Raw genomic sequence first — 23,168 nt, 5'->3', positions numbered from 1 at the left:
GACTAGAGTGGATCCGCGAAACGAACGGATCCATTCACCCGCTCCATCAGGCACTTCCCGCCAACATATGTGGCCTTAATGCTTTGGGCTTCAGCTAAGATCATCAAGACAAACAGAATGTCATGAAGTGTCTCCGCATGGGACAGGCGATATTCCAAAAGCGGGGTGGCTTTCAGGTCAATCACGGTTAGATCCGCGTCCAGCCCAGGCTCAATACTTCCAACCCGATCCGTCAGGTAAAGGGCTTCTGCCGCGCCGCGGGTGGCCATATAAAAGGCCTGGAACGCGCGCAGGGAAGACCCCCGCATTTGGGCAACTTTATAGGCTTCTGACATGGTCGCCAGCTGTGAAAAACTGGTACCACCCCCAACATCTGTGGCAAGACCCGCATGAACCGGCCGCGCCGGATCATAAGCTTTTTCAAAGCTGAACAGACCACTCCCGAGGAACAGGTTTGACGTCGGGCAATGGGCAAGTGTGGTTCCGGTTTCATGAAGACGGGCGAATTCCCGTTCGCTTAAATGAATACCATGACCATAGATCGCCCGCTCCCCAAGCTGGCCGAAATGGTCATACACATCCAAATAGTCCTTGCAGTCAGGGAATAGCTCCTGGACCCACTCGATTTCACCCTTGTTCTCCGAGATATGCGATTGCAAATAAGTTCCCGGAAATTCCTTCCAAAGTGCCCCTGTCATTTCCATTTGTTCTGGCGTACTCGTCGGCGCGAAACGAGGGGTCAGACTATAGAGGTTACGTCCCCTGCCATGCCATTTCTCAATCAGGGCTTTTGACTGGTCATAACCGGTCTGAGCTGTATCCAGAAGACCCTCCGGCGCGTTTCGATCCATCAGAACCTTGCCTGCCAGATTGAGCATGCCAAACTTTTCAGAGGTTTCAAAAAATGCGTCAACTGATTGCGGGGCAACGGTACAAAACACGGAAGCAGATGTCGTTCCCGATTGCAGCAGCTCCCTCAGAAACAAGTCTGCGGCCTGCTTTGCATAATCGAGGTCCTTGTATTTCTGCTCCGCCACAAAGGTATATTTATTCAGCCAGTCAATCAGCTGCTTGCCGTAAGCTCCGATCACTTCGATCTGGGGATAATGCACATGGCAGTCGATAAAGCCTGGAAGGATCAATCCGCTTTTATAATGCGTGATCTTTGTCTCAGGGCTCAACTCTGGTAGCAGGTTGGGTGCATGTCCCACCTTCTTGATCTTGCCATTTTCGATGACAACTAGCCCGTCCTCCTCAAAGACATAACAGTCTTCTTCTGGAGCCAGAAATGGGTTGTCCGTGAAGCTGAGAACGGATCCTCGAAGCGCGAGTTCCATAACCTGTCCTTATCCATCCATCATCGAAAAAAAGCAACAAACGGCCGAACGTAACAGATCCGGAACCTCCCGCAGAGTCTTTTCCAATATTGACACATATATCTGAATGTGTTTTTTCACTTTATGGAACAGGTACGACAGCAAGTCGACCGCAAATGAATAACAATAAAAAGAGTATCCAATGGACCTCAACCTCACTGATCAGCATCTTGCCTTTCAGACTGAAGTTCGCGACTTCCTTGACCAGAACTTGTCTGACCATCTGAAACAAAACACAGCCATTCAGGCTTCGATCCGGACAGATCCAGAAACCGCCAATGAGTGGGGCCGCATCCTGGGTCAAAAAGGATGGCTTGCCTATAACTGGCCAACGACAATGGGCGGTCCGGGCTGGGATACGGTTCAACGTTACATCTTTGAATATGAATGCGCCAAAGCGGGTGCGCCTGCCATCAATTCCATGGGCTATCGGATGATCGGTCCTCTCATTGGCAAGTTCGGCACAGAGGCGCAAAAGGAGTTCTACCTCCCCCGGATCCGAAAGCACGAAGACAGTTGGTGTCAGGGTTATTCTGAGCCGGGCGCAGGCTCTGACCTTGCCTCTTTGCAGACCAAGGCTGTGCTGGATGGGGATGAGTATGTCATTAACGGCACCAAAATCTGGACGACCGGCGGCCACTATGCCAACCGCTGTTTCTGTCTTGTCCGCACCTCATCTGAGGGGAAAAAGCAGGAAGGCATTTCCTTCATCCTGATCGACATGGATACACCCGGCATTGATATCAAGCCGATCATTTCCATCTCGGGCGATCACGAACTGAACCAGATCTTTTTCGATGATGTCCGGGTTCCAAAAGAAAACCTGATCGGCAAGGAAAACGAAGGCTGGACCGTTGCCAAATACCTGCTGGAATTTGAACGCGGCGGCGTTGCCTATACACCGGGCCTGAAAGCGGGCCTCGATAACGTTCGGGACATCGCCAGGATGGAAAATGGTAATGGCGGCGCCCCGTTGATTGAGGATCCGGACTTCATCCGCAAGCTCACTCAGCTCGAAGTGCGCCTGCAAGCTGCTGAATTCACTGAAAAGCGCTATATGTCTGCCTTGAGCCAGGGCCAGAACCCCGGCGCGGCTGCGTCAATGTTCAAGCTGACCGGGTCCGAACTTCTGCAGGATATTGGGGAGTTGAGAATGGAAGCCGTAGCTCATTATGCGCTTCCCTACCTTCCTGAATCGCGGGAACCTGGCAGCAACGTGACCTTCCCGGGCCCAAAGCATGCCATGACCGCACCGGCCAAATATCTGAACGCAAGGGCAGCAACTATCTATGCAGGCTCGAGCGAAGTTCAACGCACTGTTCTCTCCAAACAGGTTCTGGAACTTTAAAAACTAAACCGGTTGAAGCACTGCGGGACAGGTTTAAAACCACCCGCGGTGTCAGCATGCCCATTCCGCTCTTGAGAAGTAACGCTTGAAAATGCGCCGCAGACTGTGCAACTCGTCACGTTTTATCGTGTTCGCACTTGCGAAATTGATGTGGAGTGATAAGTATAAAGGCAGAGGCTGGGTGACTTCGGCTAGCGAAATGCCGCTTGGTTCAACCGGCGCCAAATATACCCCCATATACTGGCTGCCTCAGCCGAAGCCCCCCATCTCGGCAAAAGTGCGAGGCACTTTGAAGCCTGTATTTAAACACCGCGAACTATAGAAGTGTATTGAATAAGCGTCAATACCGTTTCTAAGTTCAATTTTTTGGTGTTTGCCCAAAAAAAAGCTGGCTAAAAGCCAGCTTTTTTCATTCAGTTTCTGAATAGCTAGAGGGCTTTTACGCGCTCCAGGAAGCCACTGATATCATCTTTCAGTACGTGATTATTCTGGTCAAGGTTGCTGACCACTTCGCGCTGATTATCTGCCAGCTTCTCAGTCTCAGATGCAGCGCCGGCCACTTCACTGACCACCCTCGCAACTTCCGCAGTTCCTTGAGAAGCTCTTTCAACATTCTGGGCAATCTCGTTAGTTGCAGCACCCTGCTCTTCAACCGCACTGGCAACCGCAGCAGTCAACTCATCAATCTTGCGAATAGTATCCCCGATCCCAAGAACGGAAGTTGCAGCCGCGGAAGTCTCATTCTGAATTTCCGCGATCTTGTTCGCAATATCCTCAGTTGCCTTACTGGTTTGAGTGGCCAGGTTTTTCACCTCACTTGCCACAACGGCAAACCCCTTACCGGCTTCACCTGCCCGTGCAGATTCAATCGTCGCATTAAGTGCCAGCAAGTTTGTCTGGTTGGCAATGTCGCTGATGATCTGGATCACCTGACCAATACTTTCCGCTGCATCATTCAGTGCCTCAACGCGGGAGTTGGTAGTCTCAATTTCAGAAACCGCAGTGCGGGAAACCTCGGATGCCTTGCTCATCTGCCGTGAAATTTCACTGATGGACGAAGACAACTGCGTGGTTGCTGCAGAAACGGTCTGAATATTTCCTGTTGCAGAGTCAATGCTTGAGGAGGCGTCCTGGGACAATCCTTGGGTTCTTTCCGCGTTATTAAACATGGTAGAAGCTGAGTTACTTACAGCGCCGACAGATTCTGCCACAACACCCAAGCCGGATTTCATTTTCGCGTCAAAGTCTTGCATCAACTGATCAAGTTTTTCTGCTCTTTCCCGCTCTTTTTCCTGCTTGGCCAATTCGCGTTCATGGGCTTCGCGTTGCTCAATCTCTTTCTGCTTCAGGCTTTCCATGGCCTGTGCCAAGGCTTCCTTCTCTTCTTTTTCACGTTCCTGCATCCGGCGTTGCTCAAGGCCATTATCCTTAAAGACAACAACCGATTTAGCCATATCACCAATTTCGTCGAGACGATCAGTGCCCTCTACTTCAATATCAAGGTTACCCTTCGCCAGATCCGTCATCAGACTGGTCATCCGGCCGATTGGTACAGCGATTGAACGGGTTAGAAGGAAGCCAGCCGCCAAGGCCACAACAATCATGATCACAAGACCAGAGACAACCGAGACAAAGAAACGGTTATTTGCTGAATCTTTCATGCTCGCCACTTTGGCGGAAATGACACCAAGCTCGTCAGACAATTTCAACGCAGCCGCATCAAACTGATCAATGACAAGACCCGGCTCACCAGAAACCTCAATCGCCCGCGCCTGGTTCACTGTCAGATAATTGCGCATCAATTTAATCTGAACTTCCGAGAAGTCACCAAGCCATTTCTGGTAAGCGCTGTTCATCTCTTCAACAATCGGCAAGATCGATGCTTGATCCTTTGCCAATTCCACAAGCGCCTTATGGAACTGGGCGACTGTTTCACCCGTCTTCGTGTAATATTCCAATTCCTTGCGATCACCTGTCAGCAAAAAGGAGGTCAAATGCTGACGCTGGGTCGCAAATCCACGCTGATACTGAAGATAGGCGACACCCAGATCCCGGACAGCTTTGTTTTCACTGTCTGCATTTCGGATGTCGTTCATGGAGGTGAGGGAAACTGCAGACATAATCACAACAATGCCGATCAACACGGCAAAACCGACCGTTAATTTCTTCCCGATTTTTAAGTTTGTGAGGAACTTCATCTTAGCCTCTATTCTTTGTACGTTTTACTTTAGTTGGTTGATTTGCGACGTTGTAATTCTGTCAAGTTATATTCAACAGTAACGGCCCCGATGGTCTGGTTATTCTTGTCGACCAGGCTCATGTTAATTTGGGTGCGCCAGGTTTTGCTGCCTTCATGAAATTCTGCTTCGTCGATAAACACAGCATCAGGCCCATTTGGAAATGTTTTCTGGAATTTCCCTTCATCGCCTTGCCAAAAATCCGATGTGATAGCGCTCTGCCCCACATTGAGACCATTTGAGTCCATCACGAAGATCTCAGTGAAAAGCCCACCAGAAGCCGCCTGAATTTGGGTGAGGTAGCTGGAAAGCGGACTGCTGAGTGTGGTTGCAATCAGGGGCTGGTCATCGGCTTTGCGTTCAGCACGCCACTGCTTATCCAGACGATCAATATCTTCTTGCGACACATCCTTATAGACCCGATTCTGCGAAGAAACCGAAATCTCTACAACGGGGTTAGACATCCACTTTCGGATTTCCGCTAACTCCGCATCTGCAATGATGGACGTACTGGGGGCAGTTTCTTTTGCCTGTAAGGATAGGGGAAAGGCGCAGAAAGCCAGGAGGCTCAAACTGGCAACCTGATTGAGGAGGGATTTTCTCATTTTTTTACTCCAACTAATGTTTGAAGTAAAATTAAACACAAATAGTTAATTTTTATCTAATTGCATATACTAATATAGTCATAACCTCAAAGGGATAGAGGTCACCACTCAGGATAGAATGCCCTGAATGGTGATGCTTCTTTTTATTGAAAACCTACTGTTCTTTGAAGTTGCCGTACATATTTTGTAATTGCTTTGGCTTCGTCTTCAGACACCCCTGGCACCGGCGGCATATCACCAAAATTCCAATGATGGGCTCGCACGCCTCTTTTAACTGCCAGCAGGAAAGCTGCGTCCGAATGATGAGAGGGCACATAGACCTTATGCAGGAAGGGCGGACCATTTTCAGTTCCATTTGCCTGCTCACCATGGCAGGACGCACAGTTCTGCTGATACAGCTCTCTGCCATTTAAGGTGGCAGAATTCGTGCTTGCGACCTGAGCGGCAGAAGACTGGGGTGCAGAGGCTTCTTCACCGCTCATCTGATCTTGCCAAATTGCAGTTGCGATAACAGCCAAACCAACCAGAGCCGCTAACCCTATAATATATTTATTGAATTTCATTTTCACTCCTCAACGGATGACCAGCAACCTGAAAACAGGTGGTGGTCATAAATCAAATCGAATCCTGTCCAGCGCAGGAACAGCTATGCAGAGAGAGTGAAAGACTTGGGCGGTTTTCCAAGCTGATCATGTATGAGACCATCAGCCTTGTCATGGGTCAGCCGGAACATTTCCGATCTGATAATGGGTGCAGAATGGTTATCTATGGACGTGGCATAAACCATCTGAATTTGAGCATGGAGACAGTTTCCGCTCATCATACCCTCACACGCAGGCACGTCATGCGCCTCATGCGAAAGAAGGCTTTGGCTATGGCTGGGACAGTCCGCGCAATCATGTGCGCCCGGCGAAGACGTAGCCCCGGCGACAAGCGAAGACCCAAACAGGGCCATCAAAAGATATAGCGTCAAAAGTCCTTTTTTAATCACCGCAGTCCAAGCTCGCTTAGAAACTCTTATTTAGTGGTGCTAGCATACTCTTCGGTTATATGGCTAGCATTTTGCCTGCAGCAACCCTTTGCCAAACAGCCGCTCCTCTCCCGGCTCGCCAAGCGGGGTAACTGTTTGCGCCAGGACCTTTTCCAGAACTTGACGTGATAACGATGGGTTCCTCGCGAGGAAAAGGGCGGCGGTCGCCATGGCATATGGCGTTGCAAATGACGTCCCGGTTTTATAGGCACCACTGCCATCAGGAGTTGCCACCCAGACGTCCACACCAGGGGCGGCAAAAGAAATGTAATCTCCAACATTCGCCTGCTGATAAAGGCGCTTTGCCGCGTCGACGGCCGTTACCGCAAAGACCCCAGGATAGGCTGCAGGATACGCACTCCCTGCCTCTGGCCCATTATTGCCGGCAGCGGCAAACAGGATCATACCCTGCTGCAGGGCAAAACGGGACGCGCGCTCCAGCACGCGATTTTGACTTAACGTCGCAAGCGAAACACCCACAAGCCGAACCTTCTGGACGGCCAGCCAATCCAACCCCCTCACGATGGCTTTCACACTTGCCAGCGGGCCTGCTTGGCTTTCCCGAAGGACGACCGCATTATAGATCGTGGCTTTTGGGAGAAGTCCGGAAATTCCAAGATCTGGCGCATCCCCGATCAGAATGGACGCAATGGCCGTACCATGCCCCAGATCTGGGCGGGCATCCTTGATAAATAGCTCCCCGACGATTGAACCTGACTGGAAAGCAGGATGCGTTCGTTCAACAACGCCATCCAACAGCCCGATCTTGATCTCTGCTTGAGCTTGGGCGCATTGTGCCTTGTCTGGCCAATTGACCAATGATTTTGCAAACAATCTTGGGGCTGGTGTTGAGGCCGCTTCCAGGCTTGAATTGAAATCAATCGTCACATCAGGGAACAGGGTCTGGAACTCGGCGATGAGGGTCTGGGCATCGATTGCCTCAACGACAAGAAGAAACTGAGCAAACCCCTGCAAATCATAGCTTTCTGAAACCTGAAGGTTCCGTGCGGCGAGCTCCGCCGTAACCGCCTGAAACTGATCAAGCGGTCCCATCATCAGCAACTCAGCTCTGCTGACACCAGTTCTTTCCCCACAAGGACGCAATGACAGCTGTGTATCTGTCTCGACCGTTGCTCCCTTGGTTGCAAAGGTGACGCCATAGCTCTGGCTTTGAAGTTCAGGTGCTTTTGGAAGCTGCAAGGCAATTTGTGTCGGACTAACGCCAACAATTCGCGCCCTGATCTTTTGCGACGGTGAGTTTATAAAGGCCGCCACGGGATCGAGGTTAGCAAACCCTTGCCCCTGAATAAGAAAGGTTTGCCCCGGCGAAACGCAGCCCGGCATGACCCTGGCGAACTGAAGCTGTGTTGGTGCTGGTTGCGGGATACGAACATCGCGCTGCTGCGAAGGGGCCCGATCGGTTTCCGGCTCCTTTGCTGATGGCCTTTCCGGCACCCTTGCCGGAACTCTTTGAGGCTCTCTCTCAGGCTCTGGCCGGGTTTCTCGAGAGGTTTCTCGCAAAGGAGCGCCCGTAGGGTCCCGCTCCGGTGTGGCGGAGGTAGAAGGTACAGACGGCAAAGAAGATCCTGTTTGGCCGGCACCCGTTGGATCTGTTGCGGCAGGCGGCGTTCCCGGCGCTGTGCCAGGCACTGAACCCGAGCGTGTTTGCGCCGCCGCTGTTCCAATCATCAGGAACAGACTGAGTATCAGAAGACATTTTTGCATCACTGGCTCTTCTGGCTCGTGCCTTCAAGCTGAACCGTATCGATCAGATTTCCTCTGGCTTTCAGCTTTTTCAAAATCGGTGCCTGCTCCCCAGGGATTGAAACCTGATAGACGCCAATGGCGGAAGGACCATTAATAATTCTGCCGTTCACTGACAGCAAAAGGGCACGAATATCCTCTTCCTTGGCTGTCGGGACAAAGGTCACGCTATAGATCGGGCCTTGCACGGCGATAACCTGCTTGCCACTTGCCGCAACAAGATCCTCATCAGACAGATTGCTCTGCTGAACCATGAAGAAGCTTTGCACTGCCAGAAGAAGGCAAGCCGCAACGGCCGCTGCTTTCCAGCCCCATCGGACCACATTGTCATTGGCCGCGCCTGTAAGCTCCGCAAACTCGCTTGGACCCGTTTCCGCCGCAAGGGATTTCTGAAGCCGCTTCAGCCCCAACTCACCAGGGGAGCTTTCCAGCTCTATCGCCTGCATCTCAGTCCGGAGCGCTTTCAGCATTTTAACTTCCTCCTGAAGTTCCGGGCTGGTTTCAAGCGCTGCTTCAACTTCCTTCCGCTCGGCATCGGATAGGGTTCCGTTCACATAAAACGGCAATAACTGTTCTATTTCCTTGCTCATACTGTCCCTCCTAAACGGTTGGACAAGCAATTCTTCATCAACTGCTTGGCATGGAACATACGGGTCTTGACTGTGTTTTCAGGGCAGTCAACAACCGACGCAATCTCGCCATAGGCCATGTCCTGCAAAAAGGCCAGCTCGATCACAGTTCGATGTGGCAACTTTAATTGCTCCAGACAAAAGCGAATATGGGCACCGTTCTCCTTGGACAGAAGACAGGCCATGGCATCCGCGCTGTCATCCTCAATTTCAGGAATGCTATCGCTATCGACAATCACTTTGCCATTTTTACGCATACGATCCACCGTTTTGAAATAGGCTATTCCAAATAGCCAGGTTGACACTTTTGACCGTCCCTCAAATGTCTCGGCTTTTCGCCAGACTTCAAGGAACGTCTCATTCAGTATGTCGGCCGCTTCAAACGGATCGTTCAATTTTTGTTTGATAAAATTATAGAGGCGCTTTTCAAACAAGCGAAAAAAATCAGCAAAGGCCTTCTCATCGCCTTTGCTGATCTTGGTCAGTAACTCTCCTGGGCTCTCGCTCATGCTACCTCATCTTAAGGTACATACAGAGTTTTCCGGGGGGAGACGCCGATAACCTGTCCACCTGCGCCAAAGGCCCGCAAACGCCAATCATATACCTTACCTGCCTCAAGATGATCGATTGAGAAACTTTCCAAAGACAGGCTTAAATCCTCTGCCTTTACAAGCTTTCCGCTCACCACATCCGCCTTACCCTTTTCAAGGATCTCAACCTGATAGGCAAAGGCGTTTGGCACAACCGGCCATGAGAAAACCGTGTTCGGGCTGACGGCTGCCCCTTCTGCAGGCGTATAGGTTTCCAGATTTTCCTGAGCAACGCCCTGCTGACCTTGCAGAACAAAGTATCGAAGGACAGGAAACTCAAGGCTGTCATCACCATCCTCGGCGACGAATGTGACAAGATAGAGACCGATTTTATTGGTTGGCAGCGGCGGACTTACGATCCGGGTACGACCCTGACCGGAACTCACCAACTGCTGACGAACAACCTGCAAAACGCGATAGCGACTAGACCCATTGGTGCTGGACGGATCAGCCAGGCGCCACTCACCTTTAATAAGGCCACTGCTCCTAAAGCTGATTTCAGCAACCGCTCGTTGCCGCTCGCCCTGACGCACAACGTCTGTTTTAGACGTGTTCTCAAAGGACAGCTCAATCCGGCGAAGGGATAAATCCCCCGAATTGCTCGCACCAGCCCCGACATTCAGCGTTCCAATAACTGTGTTTTCCGTATCTGTAAAAATCCGGCGCACGCTCACGCTCCCCGCGCTTGCTTTGGCAATCTCTGAGGTTTGCGCAGGCGTCAGGGTATAGGTTTCCGTAAATTGCAGGATATCTGTCACGCCAACTCCAACCGAGGAAGTCGCGCTCAAGCTCCCGGCGAGATTGGTGATCAGAACACCCCCGATCCGCAACTCCGCATTAGCAGAGGTTACCGGCACAACGCGACCCGCAGCGGATGTCCGGTTGACAATCCAGGTCACTGTGACACGCGCACTTCCTGTTACTGGAATTGCCACGCTGGACGGGGTGGTTGTGACACTGTTAATCGTCGCGCTGGCAAGACCTGGCGCCAGACACAGTAATATCAGAACCAGATACCTAGTCATTATATGCAAAAGGGGCTTTAACCCTGATGATAAAGAAAGCCTGGTAGACCGTTTCATCATCTGTGCTGATTGCATTGTCATTTGTATTCTCCATTGAGCCGCCTAAAGCCAGCGCCAATCCGGGTTGATTGCGTTCCGGCTGAAGAAAAGTCCATTCAACTTCACCATTTACAAGGTGTGTATCTGGTTGGTCGCCTGAACCGGCTGCAAGGTTCAAATTATAATCCAAATTAAGATTGAGGGTATCCTTGATCACCTCGGCGGAGATATCCACCAGGAAGTTGGTACCATAGCTGATCTCGTTGGTATCCCGGTCTTCAAACACGTTGAACTGCACGCTACTCCCGATGGAGAACCGATCATAATCTGACCAGTTTACGTTCAGCGCAGTTCCGTTATTGATGGTATCGCTGCTCAAATCCGTATCATCTTCATAGGTCGAAATGGAATGGGACAAGCCCCAACTCCAATTCCCATAGCTCGTGTTCACACCCGCAGTGAGGGATGTAGATGTATTATCTGTATCTGGCCCCAGATAACCGCCCGGCGTGTCCACACGATCCATATCTGCAAGATATCCGGAAAGATAAACATTTGGGGTTCCAAGCCACGCTAGCCCCTCGGATTGCGGCATGAAGGTGTAATTAAGCCCAAAACTCAGGTTCTGCAGACGATCGGTGGGAAGTGAGTCCAGATCATCCACGTTGTTTGTCTCATACGAATATTGCAGGTTTGTCGCCAGCGCGCCCCAGTTCAGATTGCCATAGGCGGTATAGGCATCCCGGTCCCCGGCAAGGCCATAATTTGCAAGGCTTTGGAAATAGGTTCCCACCCGATCATACCGGGCACCAAGAAATACATCTGTAGCATTGCCGAGCAGAATGGGACCTTCAGCAAACGGACGTCCTTCAACAACAACCGAAATCGCATGCGCATCCTCTTCAGGAGCAGTTCCCTCATCACCATCCTGGTCATAGCGGGTTTCAGCATATTCGCCGCGAATAGTAAGCTGCTGATTTGCAAAGCCTTTTTTAACAATGGCGCCCCAGCCCCTGCCATCGGCAACGGGCTCGGTGATCATGATACCATCCCCGATACCAGCGCCTTTGCCCTGATAATAAATACCCGTAATCTTTAAGGCATCAATATCATTGGAAAAGGGCTGCACGGTTACAAGACCGCCAGACAGACGTTCATCCTCATCATTGAGGCCCATCAGGTTATCACCACCGCTCAAGGACTCAGTTCCGAAGGAAAAACCCTGCGCCGTGATATGTTGCCCCGCATCGCCGAGCCGAACCGACATGCCCCGGCGATAAAACCCATCCATGATCAGGGAGCGCTGCCCAATATCGTGATGACCCAGAACAGCACCGCCCTGAACAGTATCTCCCGCATAATCGAGCCGCAGGTCATATTCGCCAATATCCAGCGCATTGCCGGTCAAGGACAGATCATTATCGGTTTGCAGAAGATAATTCCCACGGCTGGAAAACCGCCAGTTCCCGCTTTCAATTTCACCACTCAGATCACCAGCACCACTTAAAATGGCGCGGTCAGGTTCAGACGTAATCCGCTCATCATCAAACCGATAGCTGAACTCTGTCAAAGTATCGGCTCTGAAATTAGCGCTCGTCATCGCTTTTTCCGCGCGGGCAATTTGCTCTTCAGTGGGCTGCTGGTTCAGTGAAACAGACCCACCGGCCCCACCGGTAATCTCAAACGTCCATTGGCCAACCACTACCGGATTTGCGGGATCAGTTAAGCTGAGGAGTTTAACTTCATGGGTCCCGGCGCTTAAGGGTTCTGGCGGCTGGTAGAGAAAATCCTGACCATCGAGCGATAAAAGCGAGGTCACATCTACCTGATCCAGCTCAACCGAAAGAGTGGTCAGGAGCAACAGATCCATATCATCAGGGAGATCAATTTTGAGGGGATCCGTTGATCCTACAGGCGCAATGAGCTTTGCATTAATGGCATCTGTTTCTGCCTGCGCCAAACTGCACACGCCCAAAAACACCGCCAAACATACCCCAAACAGCTTTCCCACGCGAGATTTCCCCAAGTTCCCGATCCACGACCCATTAGCTGAATAAGATGAAACCACAGATTTCACGACTCTATTATAGCCATTCACCTGCAATCGTATCCCATTCAAAGCAACCTGTTGCCATTTCTCCACACATCACCTGCCAACATCGAGTAGCCTGATCCCTAACTGTCTGGCAGAAGGGATCATTTCACTCTCTGACGATCGAAGGGCGCAAAAGGTTCAAACTCGCTCAGAAAAAGTTTGAAATGACATCTCCTTGTAATCTTGCCTTAATAAGGCTGGTCAAATTATTCCACTTAGAAAATCAGATCGAGGATCTTCAAATACATGACCTCAGCTGCGCCAGAAACTGACTTGCATCCAAGCTTCAAAGACCAATGGCTTGTCTTTGGACAAATCGGTCTGCAGTCCTTTGGCGGGCCTGCAGCGCAAATCTCGCTAATGCATAAATTACTGGTGGATGATCGCAAATGGCTGAGTGAAAACCGGTTTCTGAACGCCCTTAATTACTGCATGCTTTTGCCAGGGCCTGAGGCCATGCAATTGGCAACCTACGCCGGTTGGCGGGTTGCCGGAATATCTGGCGGACTGATTGCAGGACTGTTGTTTGTCCTTCCGGGTGCCGCCTTCATGCTGGCGCTCGCACTCATCTACAGCTTCTATGGAACGCTTCCCCTGATTGCGACACTATTTCTGGGGATCAAAGCTGCGGTCCTTGTCATCGTACTCGAAGCCCTCCTGAAGGTCTCCAAAAAAGCCCTGAAATCAGCGGCCCACTGGGGTGTTGCAGGGTTTGCCTTTATTGCCATTTTCTTCCTGCAAATCCCCTTTCCCTTTATCATTCTGGCGGCCGCCCTTCTTGGCTTTTTCGCCTTTCGAAATGCCCATCCGGTGGAGTCTCATTCTCAAACACCCGCTCTGTCCCGTTTCTACAGCGTGAAAATTATCGGCTTTGGGCTTCTCATTTGGTTTGGACCTCTGCTGCTGCTCAGTCTTCTACCCGGCACCCATTTACTGACCGAAATCGGAATTTTTTTCTCAAAACTCGCGGTGGTTACCTTTGGCGGCGCCTACGCTGTGCTCGCCTATATGAGCCAGGATGTGGTCAGCACATATGGCTGGCTAACCACGGGTGAAATGATGGATGGGCTGGGGCTTGCAGAAACGACACCCGGCCCACTCATCCTTGTAACCGAGTTTGTGGCCTTTCTCTCTGCCTTCAAGGCTGAGGGTCTGTTGAGCGCGCTCGTCGCCACAGTGGTTTGTCTATGGGTGACTTTTGTGCCCTGCTTTATCTGGATTTTCGCAGGCGCCCCTTATCTGGAGCGGATCACATCCCACCCGCGTCTTAACGGGGCGTTTTCTGCAGTTACCGCAACTGTGGTCGGCGTCATCCTGAACTTGTCGGTGTGGTTTGCACAGCATGTCCTTTTTCAGACGCTGGAAACAAAAGACAAAGGCCTGATCACCCTCTTGCAACCACAGTTTACAACCCTGCAACTGGATGTGGTCACGTTAGTTCTTCTCAACTTGATCATGCTGTTTTTCCTCAAGTGGAAAATCGGCACCATGCTTCTTCTTTCAGCGGGTGCTGCCTGGGTCATTTCCTTTATCCCAAATCTCCTCGCCTGATCCTCAAAAGGGCTCGTGTCTCGATTCTCTTAATCCTCAGGCTGTCACGTTTTTTCAGCGGAAATGTCGGAGAATTCGAAAAACCCCAGCTCGAGAAAAATCCAAAAATCTGGGTTATGGTTAATTTTAAAACCCCATACCCTGTCTCCGATGGCTTGATTTACGCCACTCTTATAAATTGCAGATTGAAGAAATTTAACCTTCATTAACAACTGGTTAAGATGTCACAATAGTTTAACAATATGACAATTGACACGCGCCATGGTTGGGTCAATCGTCTTGCCATCTTATCAGAGCGGTCGGCTATTTGCGTTTGCGTACAAGAGGGGGGCCGAGACTTGAATTATATATCCGAAACAGAAATTCGTCAGGTAACCATGGCCAATTTGCTGGAGACTATTCCTCCGGTTTCTGAGACCACGTCCTGCCATCAGGCCGCTGAACTCTTTCGCCAGTTGGATGGCGTAGAGGGGTTTGCCGTCGTCCGGCTCGGAAAACCGATTGGCATTATCGCCAGGGACCACCTGACCATCCGGCTTGCAACCCAGTTCGGTCATGCGGTTTATGGGAAACGACCAGTTGCCGAAATGATGCTCCGAAACCCACTGGTTGTGGACATTAACGACGGCATCGATCAGGTCGAGCACCTGATCACTGACGGATTTGAAAGCGCCCTTTCCGCCGGGTTCATTGTCTCTCAGAACGGTGACTATGCCGGCATGGGCAATGTCCTTGCCCTGATGCGTGAAAGTGTGAAACGCACGCGGCTGCAGAACCAGCAGCTGGAGATCAGTACCCAGCTCGCCAAACATGCGAACGAGGTGAAATCCCAGTTTTTGGCGGGTATGAGCCACGAGCTCCGCACCCCTTTGAATGCCATTATCGGGTTCTCAGAACTCATCGTGCAGGAGGCTTTTGGCCCCATATCGCCCCCAAAATACAAACAGTATGTTGAGGATATTCTCGATGGCGGGCGACATCTGCTCACCATGATCAGCGATATTCTGGATATGAGCAAGATCGAGGCTGGACGGTATGAACTGAACGAACAGGCTGTCGAACTGCACGGTATCGCCCGCCATGCTGTCAAAATGTGTAGCGTTCTGGCGGATAATAAAGGGATTAAGCTCGACTATGACATTTCCAACCCTTCCCCCGTTGTGCTTGGGGATCCACGGGCCATCAAACAGATCCTGCTTAATCTTCTGTCAAACGGGATCAAATATACAGAAAATGAGGGGCACGTTAGCCTTCGGATTGTTGAGAGCATCAACCGGGAAATCCATGTCACCGTTAGGGACAATGGTCCAGGGATCCCCGCCAAAGAATTAACCCGGATCACCGAACCATTTGTCCAGGTCTCTTCAGGGCATAATAACAAGACAGAAGGAACCGGGCTTGGTCTTGCCATCGTTAAGGCGCTCTCTGACCTTCACGATGCCCATTTTGAAATTTCCAGTGAGATTGGCGTTGGAACGACCGTCTCCATCCTCTTCCCGAGCGATAGAAACTATCTACAATCCGCGGCCTGACGGATCCGCGTCAGTTATATTCCTGCCGCTGGCGATCGATCAGGGCAAATTTCCGGACCATGCTATCCAGCCCATCGCAGTAAACCGGCTGACGGATCATGGAAAAGACGAACATAAACTGATGCGTTTGCTCTTTTCGAGATGGGCTCTGGCGGAAAATCTCCAACCGATGCTCATGCGCCTCAAGCGCTGTTTTGTGCTTATTCTGATCTTTTCGGACAGCTTCCAGATATAGATAATCTGATGCATCCCGATATAGTCTCGCCCTTACCCAATCATGGGTTATCAGGGCGTAAACTGTCTTTATTGGATCTGTTTCAATCATTGATCTGCTGGCCACCGTTAGCCGAGAAATCGGATCGGCAGCTCTGCCCCCAGTTCAAATTCGAGAGGACTCTAGTCAATTTAAAGGACCAAGTAAAACGTCAGTCGAGCTCAAAATGAAAAGCTGTTTATTTTCAATAATCGAATTTTGGGAATCTGATATTTTGTCAAAATGCAAGATCCGAAACGGGCCAATTCAAAAGAATCGCAAGCGAATTCGCCCTTTTTTATACTCGCTCACGAGCCGTCTTACAGGACAGCAGGCACCCTCAAGTCTCAGAGCAACCTGGACATCTCACCATCAATTGTCGTCTTCAAACGATACCAGCGACCTTTCAGTTCCCGGCAAGCCACGCCCTGACGCACTTCAAAACGGCCGTCTTGCTCAATACGTTCCTGAAATTCACGGCACCAGTGCCCTGACGAGCTTTTATAAGTCTTTACAGGTTTTAACTCGAAAGAGATCTCCGCAACGGGATCTGTAAAGGAGATAACTTGACCGCTGGAGCGGCCTTCCAGAGCTTCCTGAAACAACACGGCCAGCTTATCATTTGCTGAAACACGGGCCTGCTGCATTTCCTGCCTCAAACTGGTGACGTAATGGTCAAACACGAAGAACCCGATCACACCACTCACCATAATGGACACGATAGAGGCGGCAATCGCCGTCGTCCACCAAGGGGCCTGACGCGGCGCCGGAGGAGGATTGTGCGCCTCGAACGCGGCATGAATGCTGCTGACATGAGACAGCGGTACCGGCGCCGTAAGCATTGCATCAAATTCCCGGCTGGCCTGCTCATCAACAGTCTTGATACCTTCATAAAGGCTCGCCGCGTCTTCATTTTCCGCAATCAGCTCGCGGATTTTCCGGCTCTCCTCCTCTGAAAGCTCCCCATCTTTATATGTCGACAGGTTCTCAAACAGGTCTTTATCATCCATCACCGTCACCTCTTCTCTAAGAGACTTTGCCTGGCTCGCGCCAGCCGACTGGTCAAGGTGCCAATCGGTATTTCCAGAATTTCTGCGGCCTCCTGGTAGCCATATCCCTCAACTGCCACAAGCAGCAGAACCACTTTCTGATCAGGCGGGAGAGCCTCTACGCTCTTCTCCACCTGCTTCAATTCACTTTTCTGGACGACCGCGTCTTCCCCATCCACAACCGTATCCTGAAAATGGCTTTTATCCTCGGCATAGGCGGTTTTTACCTTCTGATGCCGCACCGTATTCAGCCACAGGTTCTGCGCGATCCGATAGAGCCAGCTGTCAAGCCGCGTGCCCAGCTCCCATTTCTCCAGATTTTCAATCGCTTTCAGGTAAGTCGACTGCACGAGATCATCGGCATCCGCTTCATGACCAGTCAACGTCAACGCAAAACGCCTTAATCGGGGTAAATACCCGATCATCTGTTCACGCACCTGATCTCTCACGAATATCCCTTCAAGCCTCTATTTGTAGAACAACACGCGGGTAAGAAATTTATTCCCAAAAAATTTTAAAAAAAATTATCATGAGGACGGATGAGAATAAGTTCATAAGTGTTATCTAACTATAGCAGTCACAAAAACCAAAGTGGATTATTGCATGAAAGTTAGCTTTCAAAGTCACTTCAAGGCGAGCCTGGCAATCGGCACCTGTTCCCTTGCCCTTATGCTCGCGCTGACCCCCATTACAGTACATGTCGCTGATGACGGCCTGTTCCTCAAAGTCCCACATGCCTATGCCGATGGCGGCGAAGGCGGCGAAGGCGGTGGTGATGGCGACGGTGATGGTGATGGTGGTGATGGCGACGGCGACGGTGGTGATGGTGACGGCGATGGCGACGGTGACGGCGATGGCGACGGTGATGGCGACGGTGACGGTGATGGCGACGGCGATGGCGACGGTGACAGCGATGGTGGCGAAGGCGGCGAGTCCGGTGATGATGGCGGTGAGTCCGGCGATGATGGAGATGACTCTGGCGAAAGCGGTGAAAGCGGAGAGAGTGACGATAGCGACGACAGCGACGACAGCGATGACAGCGAGGAAAATGAGGTAGAAAACGAAAATGACGACGACGGCGGGGAAAGTGGTTTCTCAGGGTCTGCAGAACCTTCCAGCGAAAGTCTGTCCGTTGAACAGGAACAGGATATGATTTCAAAGGGCTGGGAATAATGAACAGATACCCGGTCCTCACTCTGCTTCTACCCTTTACACTTTTGACTACGGCTTGCGTGACCCCTTCCCCGGCTCAGGATCCCGAACAGGAAAAACAGAGCCTCATCCAAAACGTTCTGGAAAAGAACGTCAGTGGCCAAAGCGGCGGCCTTCAACTCACCAACACGGACAGAGTGATTGTCACGCCCGTCAAAACCTGGAAATCAGTTACCGGCCACTTCTGCCGCTCCTACATAACTGAAGCCTGGAATGACAGAACGCTCCAGGCCAAAACGACAGCCACTGCCTGTCGCAATAAGCACGGAAAATGGATCACTGTGAGTAGCTGACATGTTGGATATTTTTACAGATATACTGGACCGTACTGACCTCAAGCATATCCACAGCTTGATTGAGCAAGACAGCTTTGTTGATGGTCGGAAAACAGCAGGGTTCAGGGCTAAACAGGTCAAGAAAAATGAACAGATGGATAGTGGCTCTGATGCCAAGAAAGAGCTCAACAAGCTTGTCATCGATCGCCTGATGGCCTCCACCGAGTTTCAGCGATTTGCTTTTCCCAAGAAAATACGTCCCCCCTTGATCAGCCGATACAATCCCGGAATGGAATATGGCTATCACGTGGATGACGCCTTGATGGGCAAAAACCCCAAGACCCGAACGGATATTTCCGTCACCGTCTTTTTGAATAACCCCGATGATTATGAGGGGGGTGAGTTGGAGATGGACAGCCCCTTCGGTCCGCAAACCATCAAACTGCCCGCAGGCTGTGCGGTTGCTTACCCGTCACTCACCCTTCATCGGGTCGCACCCGTGACCAAAGGGGAGCGGCTTGTGGCTGTGACCTGGCTTGAGAGCTATATTCGGGATCCGCATAAACGGGAAATATTGCGTGATCTGGATCTGGTCCGCAGGGCCCTGCATAAAAGCAAAAAAGATGCCCCTGAGACAGACCTCGCCTTTAAGAGTTATGCCAACCTGCAAAGAATGTGGTCTGAAACTTAATTTTTTTTGGAATAAAATCCTGATCCAGGTGTTCTCCTTACAGAAACAGACGAAATCTCGCCATGCGGCAGGGATAAAAGTTCAGGAGAAATTCCCATGGAAGACAAACAGAAGCTTTTCAGACTACTCGGTGGCATCACAGGCACAAGTGCGCTGGCCTTAACTCTCGCTCTAACCCCAATCACAGTTGATTTCACACAGGATGGGCCGGCCCTGAAAAACCCCATTGCTTTCGCTGATGGCGGTGAAGGCGGTGAAGGCGGCGGTGATGGCGACGGTGACGGCGATGGCGGCGGCGAAGGCGGTGGTGACGGCGACGGCGATGGCGGCGGCGAAGGCGGCGAAGGTGGAGACGGCGACGGCGACGGCGATGGTGGCGAGTCCGGTGACGATGGCGAAGGTGGAGATGGTGACGGTGACGGCGACGGCGACGGCGGTGAAGGCGGCGAGTCTGGCGATGATGGCGGTGAGTCTGGGGACGATGGTGGCGAGTCTGGGGACGATGGCGCTGACGATGGTGGCGAGTCCGGTGACGATGGCGCTGATGACGGCGGCGAAAGCGGTGATGATGGCGGAGAGTCTGGTGACGATGGCGCCAGCTCAAGCTCAAGCTCAAGCTCTGACAATCAGGCTCAACGCTAAGTTCTGAAAACTAAAAAAAGCGGGGTGACGAATTTCAGTCACCCCGCTTTTTTATAATCTGATTGCACGCTTAAAACTGTTTGATGAGAGACAGTCGGAACGCATGAGATTGAAAATCCGAGTCATGCGTGAAGTAGCTCGTAAAGGCGCCGACGTTAAAGACATCTCTCTCATTAATGATCTCTGGATAGTAATCAAATATGTAGTCGCCCCTGAGGCGCCATCCGCCGCCCATCTGTTAGCTCGCCCCGATATTCGAAGATATACCAAACGCAACTCTATCATCAGTATAACTGTATGAATTTGTGGTGGCCCCGGTTTCATTATAGCGGAGTTTATATTTGAAGGTCCCGATCGTTGGCCCAAGCGCGGCATGCAGCAGCACATCACCGAGGGCATAGCCGATCTTCGGGCGAAGGCTAAAGGCAAAATCATGCTCAATCGTGGTCCGGGTCGTGAAATTCACAGCCGGAAAACTCGTGTAGGACGTGGGGCCCGCTGCGTTGGTATCGGAAAAATTTGAGGCCGTCAGACTTGCCTCAAAGCCAAACACCCAGTCGCCTCTCTGGACATCATAACCGGCAATCGCGCTGCCACTCAAATATCCATCTTCGATGCTTTCCTGCAATCCCGGATCGACCTGTTCCGGATCACCCGCCGTAAAATAACCGATGGAGATGTGACTGTCCGGACTGGCGATACCATATCCACCGCCCAGCCCAAAACCGAGATACATGCCCTCCCATTCCTTGTCACCGTCAGCGACCGCAGTCGTCGACAGGGAAGCAGCACATACCAGTGCCAGAAGTGGCAACCGACCAAATCGGATAACGCCTTTTAAGCTCATCTCTCACCCACTTTTCACTCAAAACCAAAATCCAGTTTCATCCTTAACTATCAAATTGAAAAAAATCTATTAACTTGCAACTGAGTATCGCAAAGAAGGGCGCCAAGAGTTCGAACCTGTTGCAGGTGGGTCCTGATCCTTATATCTCGAATAAATAATATAATTGAATGATTGTTGAGAAAATTCTTGAAATACGGGTTTGGCCCTCCCATATGGGCTTTTCTGTGCAGAAAGGGCTTCCTCTGAGTTTACGTCTCTTTGGGTTTCCTGTGATCAGGGCGTCGGGCACAAGTGAGCGACAAGATAAGCGCCTGATCCAAATCTTCGACACGTGCAAAACCATTTTAAAAATTCAGTAAACTTGCCGGTGATGCATGCGTACCAAAAATTGATACCGAGTAACCTGTTAGTGCAGAAGTAACCGCATCACCGGTCTTTTTTCCGGTTGCGTATATAAACACGCTCATTGGGGGATGAGACACCATGCAGAAATACACGCCGTAAAGCGGCTAATGGATTGATCTGGCTCATAAAATTACTAATAACAGATCAACCACCCAAACCACATCCTATCGACACCTCCCACCCGGCACGAACTTCGTGTTTGCGGGCCTTTTGGGGTGTGGTTTTAGAAATTTACGAAGGGTTTAGATGGGAGTTACGCCCTCTCACCCGCAAATTAGTTACAAATAAAACTATTTCAGTTAATCTTTATTAAATTACATTTTGCCTAATGTAATTTATTGCAAGGTTGGAGTATTAAGTGAAGCCAGTTGTATATCTATACAAATCTAAAACGGGGGCCTTCAATTCTGAAGACCATCATTTGGTCCAGGATCTGTGGAAGAAAGTGATCGAGAATGTTCTCAAGCAAAACCTGAATACAATCGTCCTGGATGGATCAAGCTTTCAAGAAAAAGAGCCTTTTGTGGTTCATAGTCTTGCCCACTTAATCGTAGAAGATCTCCGCCAATATAACCTGACGCTTCACCTGATAAATATCGAACCCGGCTTAGCCGAAAAATTCAAAACACTCCTGCGCACCCGCTACCGGGATGTGAATTTCACCGTAAATCAGTTAGAGGCGGGGGATTATATCGTCGCAGGTACGGATGAGCCTGATTTACATCATTCTAGCTCTTAGAAAAGAACCGTGGAAATTATTGTCTGGCGGCATTAACTTTGCCACTTAACCTCACGTTAGCTTGAGCTTGTATCGTCCCCTGAGACACAACTCAAAAGGACATATTATGCTCGAAATCCAATCTTCACTTTTCAATTTCCTGACCGCAGCGCTTGCTATCGGCATCGGCGCCACGGTCTTTATGGATATTTAGACTTACGTCTTAAAGAAAACCTTTCGAACTGTCGGCCTGGATTATGGGATGGTGGGCCGCTGGATCGGCCATATGAGGCACGGGCAATTCGAGCATCAGGGAATTGGAAAAAGCGTTGCATCAATCGATATTCCAAAGACTTGATCTTCCATAAACACCTAATATTCAAACTAAAAACGGCCCCGAATGGGGCCGCTTTCTTCAGGTTTCGGCATGATCATCAAGCAGATGTCTTCTTTCGCCGCCAGCCCATAAACCCAAGAACGGCCATTCCAGCCCCATAGAGCGGAAGCGCCGCAGGAAGCGGTACAGCACTCACGGATGCCGTTTCAAAATAGAAATCATTATAGAGAACCCCGGCATTCTCCGAACCCAGATCATCGAAGACTAAACGGGTAATCGTCCCAAACTTGGAGAAATAAAAACCTTTAGAATTATTGCTATTTTGAAGTGTAACTTCTCCCACATTAGTCGCGCCGTTATAGGCTGAGATCTTTACAATGTCTTTAAGTCCCACAGCGACAGCATCAAAGGAAAGATTGAAAATGGGCTGCTTAAAGGCAATCTCAAGATCATAAGAACAGTACCCGTACACGTCACACGCTCCAACGGTTCCCAGACCTTTATCGCCCGACCAACCACCGGCACCTGCATAGTAGATTTGGGGTCCTGTAGTTTTAACCGTAGCATTGCTTAAGGAAAGTTCTGTTTCACCTGTCGAGTATTTGGGAACTCCCGCTTCTTCCCATTCCAGGAAATTCAATGTATCTGCATTGGCAACAGAGTCCGAAAACACAATCGCCGCTAGTGCGATAAGCAACTTCTTTATTTTAGATTACCCCTCATTAAATGATTTTCTCATATAACAAGAGATTGCACCTATAATGCAACATTAATATTTCATTAACCATAAATAGTTGGTTTTTCAGGGTGTTTACTCTATTTTTTGTTATTTAAATATTACAATTTACAAAATCAAACTGCGCTGATGGGCTAGAAATAAGAGAATGAAGGGATGAGAATCTCTCTCGCCATATTTGT

Annotated in this window: 23 protein-coding genes and 1 pseudogene; 10 read left to right on the top strand and 14 right to left on the bottom strand. The window is 50.4% G+C overall.

Features of this window, described 5'->3' with window-relative positions; genetic code table 11:
* Positions 1–2: 2 nt before the first annotated feature.
* The gene (gene guaD, locus HH301_RS05015; RefSeq protein ID WP_169567231.1) at positions 3–1,337 is read right to left on the bottom strand and encodes a guanine deaminase; all 1,335 of its coding nucleotides are present in this window, start codon (positions 1,335–1,337) and stop codon (positions 3–5) included.
* Positions 1,338–1,518: 181 nt separating this feature from the next.
* Here guaD and HH301_RS05010 point away from each other — a divergent pair, with 181 nt between their 5' ends.
* On the top strand, positions 1,519–2,724 hold the full coding sequence (locus tag HH301_RS05010) for an acyl-CoA dehydrogenase family protein (protein ID WP_169567229.1): 1,206 nt from the start codon (positions 1,519–1,521) through the stop codon (positions 2,722–2,724).
* Between the two features lie 428 nt (positions 2,725–3,152).
* On the opposite strand, the gene HH301_RS05005 is transcribed toward HH301_RS05010, so the two are convergent.
* From HH301_RS05005 to HH301_RS04995, 3 genes are all read right to left on the bottom strand, one after another.
* A complete protein-coding gene (locus tag HH301_RS05005) occupies positions 3,153–4,922 on the bottom strand; it encodes a methyl-accepting chemotaxis protein (protein ID WP_169567227.1) in 1,770 nt (589 codons plus the stop codon).
* A gap of 29 nt (positions 4,923–4,951) precedes the next feature.
* Positions 4,952–5,566 carry a hypothetical protein gene (locus tag HH301_RS05000; RefSeq protein WP_169567225.1) on the bottom strand — a complete coding sequence of 205 codons (615 nt, stop codon included), beginning with the start codon at positions 5,564–5,566 and terminating at the stop codon, positions 4,952–4,954.
* Positions 5,567–5,709: 143 nt separating this feature from the next.
* Positions 5,710–6,129 carry a c-type cytochrome gene (locus HH301_RS04995; RefSeq protein ID WP_169567223.1) on the bottom strand — a complete coding sequence of 140 codons (420 nt, stop codon included), beginning with the start codon at positions 6,127–6,129 and terminating at the stop codon, positions 5,710–5,712.
* A 41-nt stretch (positions 6,130–6,170) separates the two neighbouring features.
* On the opposite strand from HH301_RS04995, the gene HH301_RS17470 reads away from it, so the two are divergent.
* Positions 6,171–6,533 carry a hypothetical protein gene (locus HH301_RS17470; protein WP_206378175.1) on the top strand — a complete coding sequence of 121 codons (363 nt, stop codon included), beginning with the start codon at positions 6,171–6,173 and terminating at the stop codon, positions 6,531–6,533.
* 87 nt (positions 6,534–6,620) lie between these two features.
* Here the strand turns inward: HH301_RS17470 and HH301_RS04985 are convergent, their stop codons facing one another.
* The 5 genes from HH301_RS04985 to HH301_RS04965 are packed head-to-tail and all read right to left on the bottom strand — an operon-like array spanning position 6,621 to position 12,654.
* Complete coding sequence (locus tag HH301_RS04985) at positions 6,621–8,321, bottom strand: S8 family serine peptidase (protein ID WP_169567220.1); 1,701 nt, start codon at positions 8,319–8,321, stop codon at positions 6,621–6,623.
* Entirely contained in the window at positions 8,321–8,950 is a 630-nt protein-coding gene (locus HH301_RS04980) for an anti-sigma factor family protein (protein ID WP_169567218.1), read from the bottom strand. Before HH301_RS04980 ends, HH301_RS04985 begins: the two co-directional genes overlap by 1 nt.
* Positions 8,947–9,498, bottom strand: a complete 552-nt coding sequence (locus HH301_RS04975) for an RNA polymerase sigma factor (RefSeq protein ID WP_169567216.1) — start codon at positions 9,496–9,498, stop codon at positions 8,947–8,949. Before HH301_RS04975 ends, HH301_RS04980 begins: the two co-directional genes overlap by 4 nt.
* Positions 9,499–9,509: 11 nt before the next feature.
* Complete coding sequence (locus HH301_RS04970; RefSeq protein WP_169567214.1) at positions 9,510–10,604, bottom strand: hypothetical protein; 1,095 nt, start codon at positions 10,602–10,604, stop codon at positions 9,510–9,512.
* Positions 10,597–12,654, bottom strand: coding sequence for a hypothetical protein (locus tag HH301_RS04965; protein WP_169567212.1), 2,058 nt, complete (start codon positions 12,652–12,654; stop codon positions 10,597–10,599). The genes HH301_RS04970 and HH301_RS04965 overlap by 8 nt, the downstream gene beginning before the upstream one ends.
* Before the next feature lie 330 nt (positions 12,655–12,984).
* Here HH301_RS04965 and chrA point away from each other — a divergent pair, with 330 nt between their 5' ends.
* Together chrA and HH301_RS04955 are read left to right on the top strand one after the other, a co-directional pair.
* Complete coding sequence (gene chrA / locus HH301_RS04960) at positions 12,985–14,289, top strand: chromate efflux transporter (RefSeq protein ID WP_169567210.1); 1,305 nt, start codon at positions 12,985–12,987, stop codon at positions 14,287–14,289.
* Positions 14,290–14,627: 338 nt separating this feature from the next.
* On the top strand, positions 14,628–15,821 hold the full coding sequence (locus tag HH301_RS04955; RefSeq protein WP_169567208.1) for a sensor histidine kinase: 1,194 nt from the start codon (positions 14,628–14,630) through the stop codon (positions 15,819–15,821).
* Positions 15,822–15,831: 10 nt separating this feature from the next.
* On the opposite strand, the gene HH301_RS04950 is transcribed toward HH301_RS04955, so the two are convergent.
* The 3 genes from HH301_RS04950 to HH301_RS04940 all read right to left on the bottom strand — a co-directional run bounded on the left by HH301_RS04950 (position 15,832) and on the right by HH301_RS04940 (position 17,572).
* Entirely contained in the window at positions 15,832–16,146 is a 315-nt protein-coding gene (locus HH301_RS04950; protein WP_169567206.1) for a hypothetical protein, read from the bottom strand.
* A gap of 275 nt (positions 16,147–16,421) precedes the next feature.
* Positions 16,422–17,084, bottom strand: a complete 663-nt coding sequence (locus HH301_RS04945; protein WP_169567204.1) for a hypothetical protein — start codon at positions 17,082–17,084, stop codon at positions 16,422–16,424.
* Positions 17,085–17,089: 5 nt separating this feature from the next.
* Positions 17,090–17,572 carry a sigma-70 family RNA polymerase sigma factor gene (locus tag HH301_RS04940; protein ID WP_169567202.1) on the bottom strand — a complete coding sequence of 161 codons (483 nt, stop codon included), beginning with the start codon at positions 17,570–17,572 and terminating at the stop codon, positions 17,090–17,092.
* 154 nt (positions 17,573–17,726) lie between these two features.
* Here HH301_RS04940 and HH301_RS04935 point away from each other — a divergent pair, with 154 nt between their 5' ends.
* The 4 genes from HH301_RS04935 (at position 17,727) to HH301_RS17465 (ending at position 19,943) form a co-directional block, all read left to right on the top strand.
* Entirely contained in the window at positions 17,727–18,296 is a 570-nt protein-coding gene (locus HH301_RS04935) for a hypothetical protein (RefSeq protein WP_169567200.1), read from the top strand.
* Entirely contained in the window at positions 18,296–18,628 is a 333-nt protein-coding gene (locus HH301_RS04930) for a hypothetical protein (RefSeq protein WP_169567198.1), read from the top strand. Before HH301_RS04935 ends, HH301_RS04930 begins: the two co-directional genes overlap by 1 nt.
* Position 18,629: 1 nt before the next feature.
* A complete protein-coding gene (locus HH301_RS04925; RefSeq protein WP_169567196.1) occupies positions 18,630–19,301 on the top strand; it encodes a Fe2+-dependent dioxygenase in 672 nt (223 codons plus the stop codon).
* A 96-nt stretch (positions 19,302–19,397) separates the two neighbouring features.
* Positions 19,398–19,943: a hypothetical protein gene (locus HH301_RS17465; protein ID WP_206378174.1), complete on the top strand. Its 546-nt coding sequence runs from the start codon at positions 19,398–19,400 to the stop codon at positions 19,941–19,943.
* Positions 19,944–20,181: 238 nt separating this feature from the next.
* On the opposite strand, the gene HH301_RS04915 is transcribed toward HH301_RS17465, so the two are convergent.
* Entirely contained in the window at positions 20,182–20,790 is a 609-nt protein-coding gene (locus tag HH301_RS04915) for an outer membrane protein (protein ID WP_169567194.1), read from the bottom strand.
* Between the two features lie 763 nt (positions 20,791–21,553).
* Between HH301_RS04915 and HH301_RS04910 the strand changes: the two genes are divergently transcribed.
* Positions 21,554–21,934 (top strand): hypothetical protein, encoded by a 381-nt coding sequence (locus tag HH301_RS04910; protein ID WP_169567192.1) that lies wholly within the window; start codon positions 21,554–21,556, stop codon positions 21,932–21,934.
* 211 nt (positions 21,935–22,145) lie between these two features.
* Positions 22,146–22,271, top strand: a pseudogene (locus HH301_RS17950) (hypothetical protein); the annotation flags it as partial.
* A 76-nt stretch (positions 22,272–22,347) separates the two neighbouring features.
* Here HH301_RS17950 and HH301_RS04900 read toward each other — a convergent pair.
* Complete coding sequence (locus tag HH301_RS04900; RefSeq protein WP_169567190.1) at positions 22,348–22,947, bottom strand: VPLPA-CTERM sorting domain-containing protein; 600 nt, start codon at positions 22,945–22,947, stop codon at positions 22,348–22,350.
* Positions 22,948–23,168: the final 221 nt, after the last annotated feature.

Origin of the sequence: Sneathiella limimaris (assembly GCF_012932565.1) — a bacterium.
GTDB classification, from domain to species: Bacteria; Pseudomonadota; Alphaproteobacteria; order Sneathiellales; family Sneathiellaceae; genus Sneathiella; species Sneathiella limimaris.
This window is presented reverse-complemented; position numbering and strand designations above follow the sequence as displayed.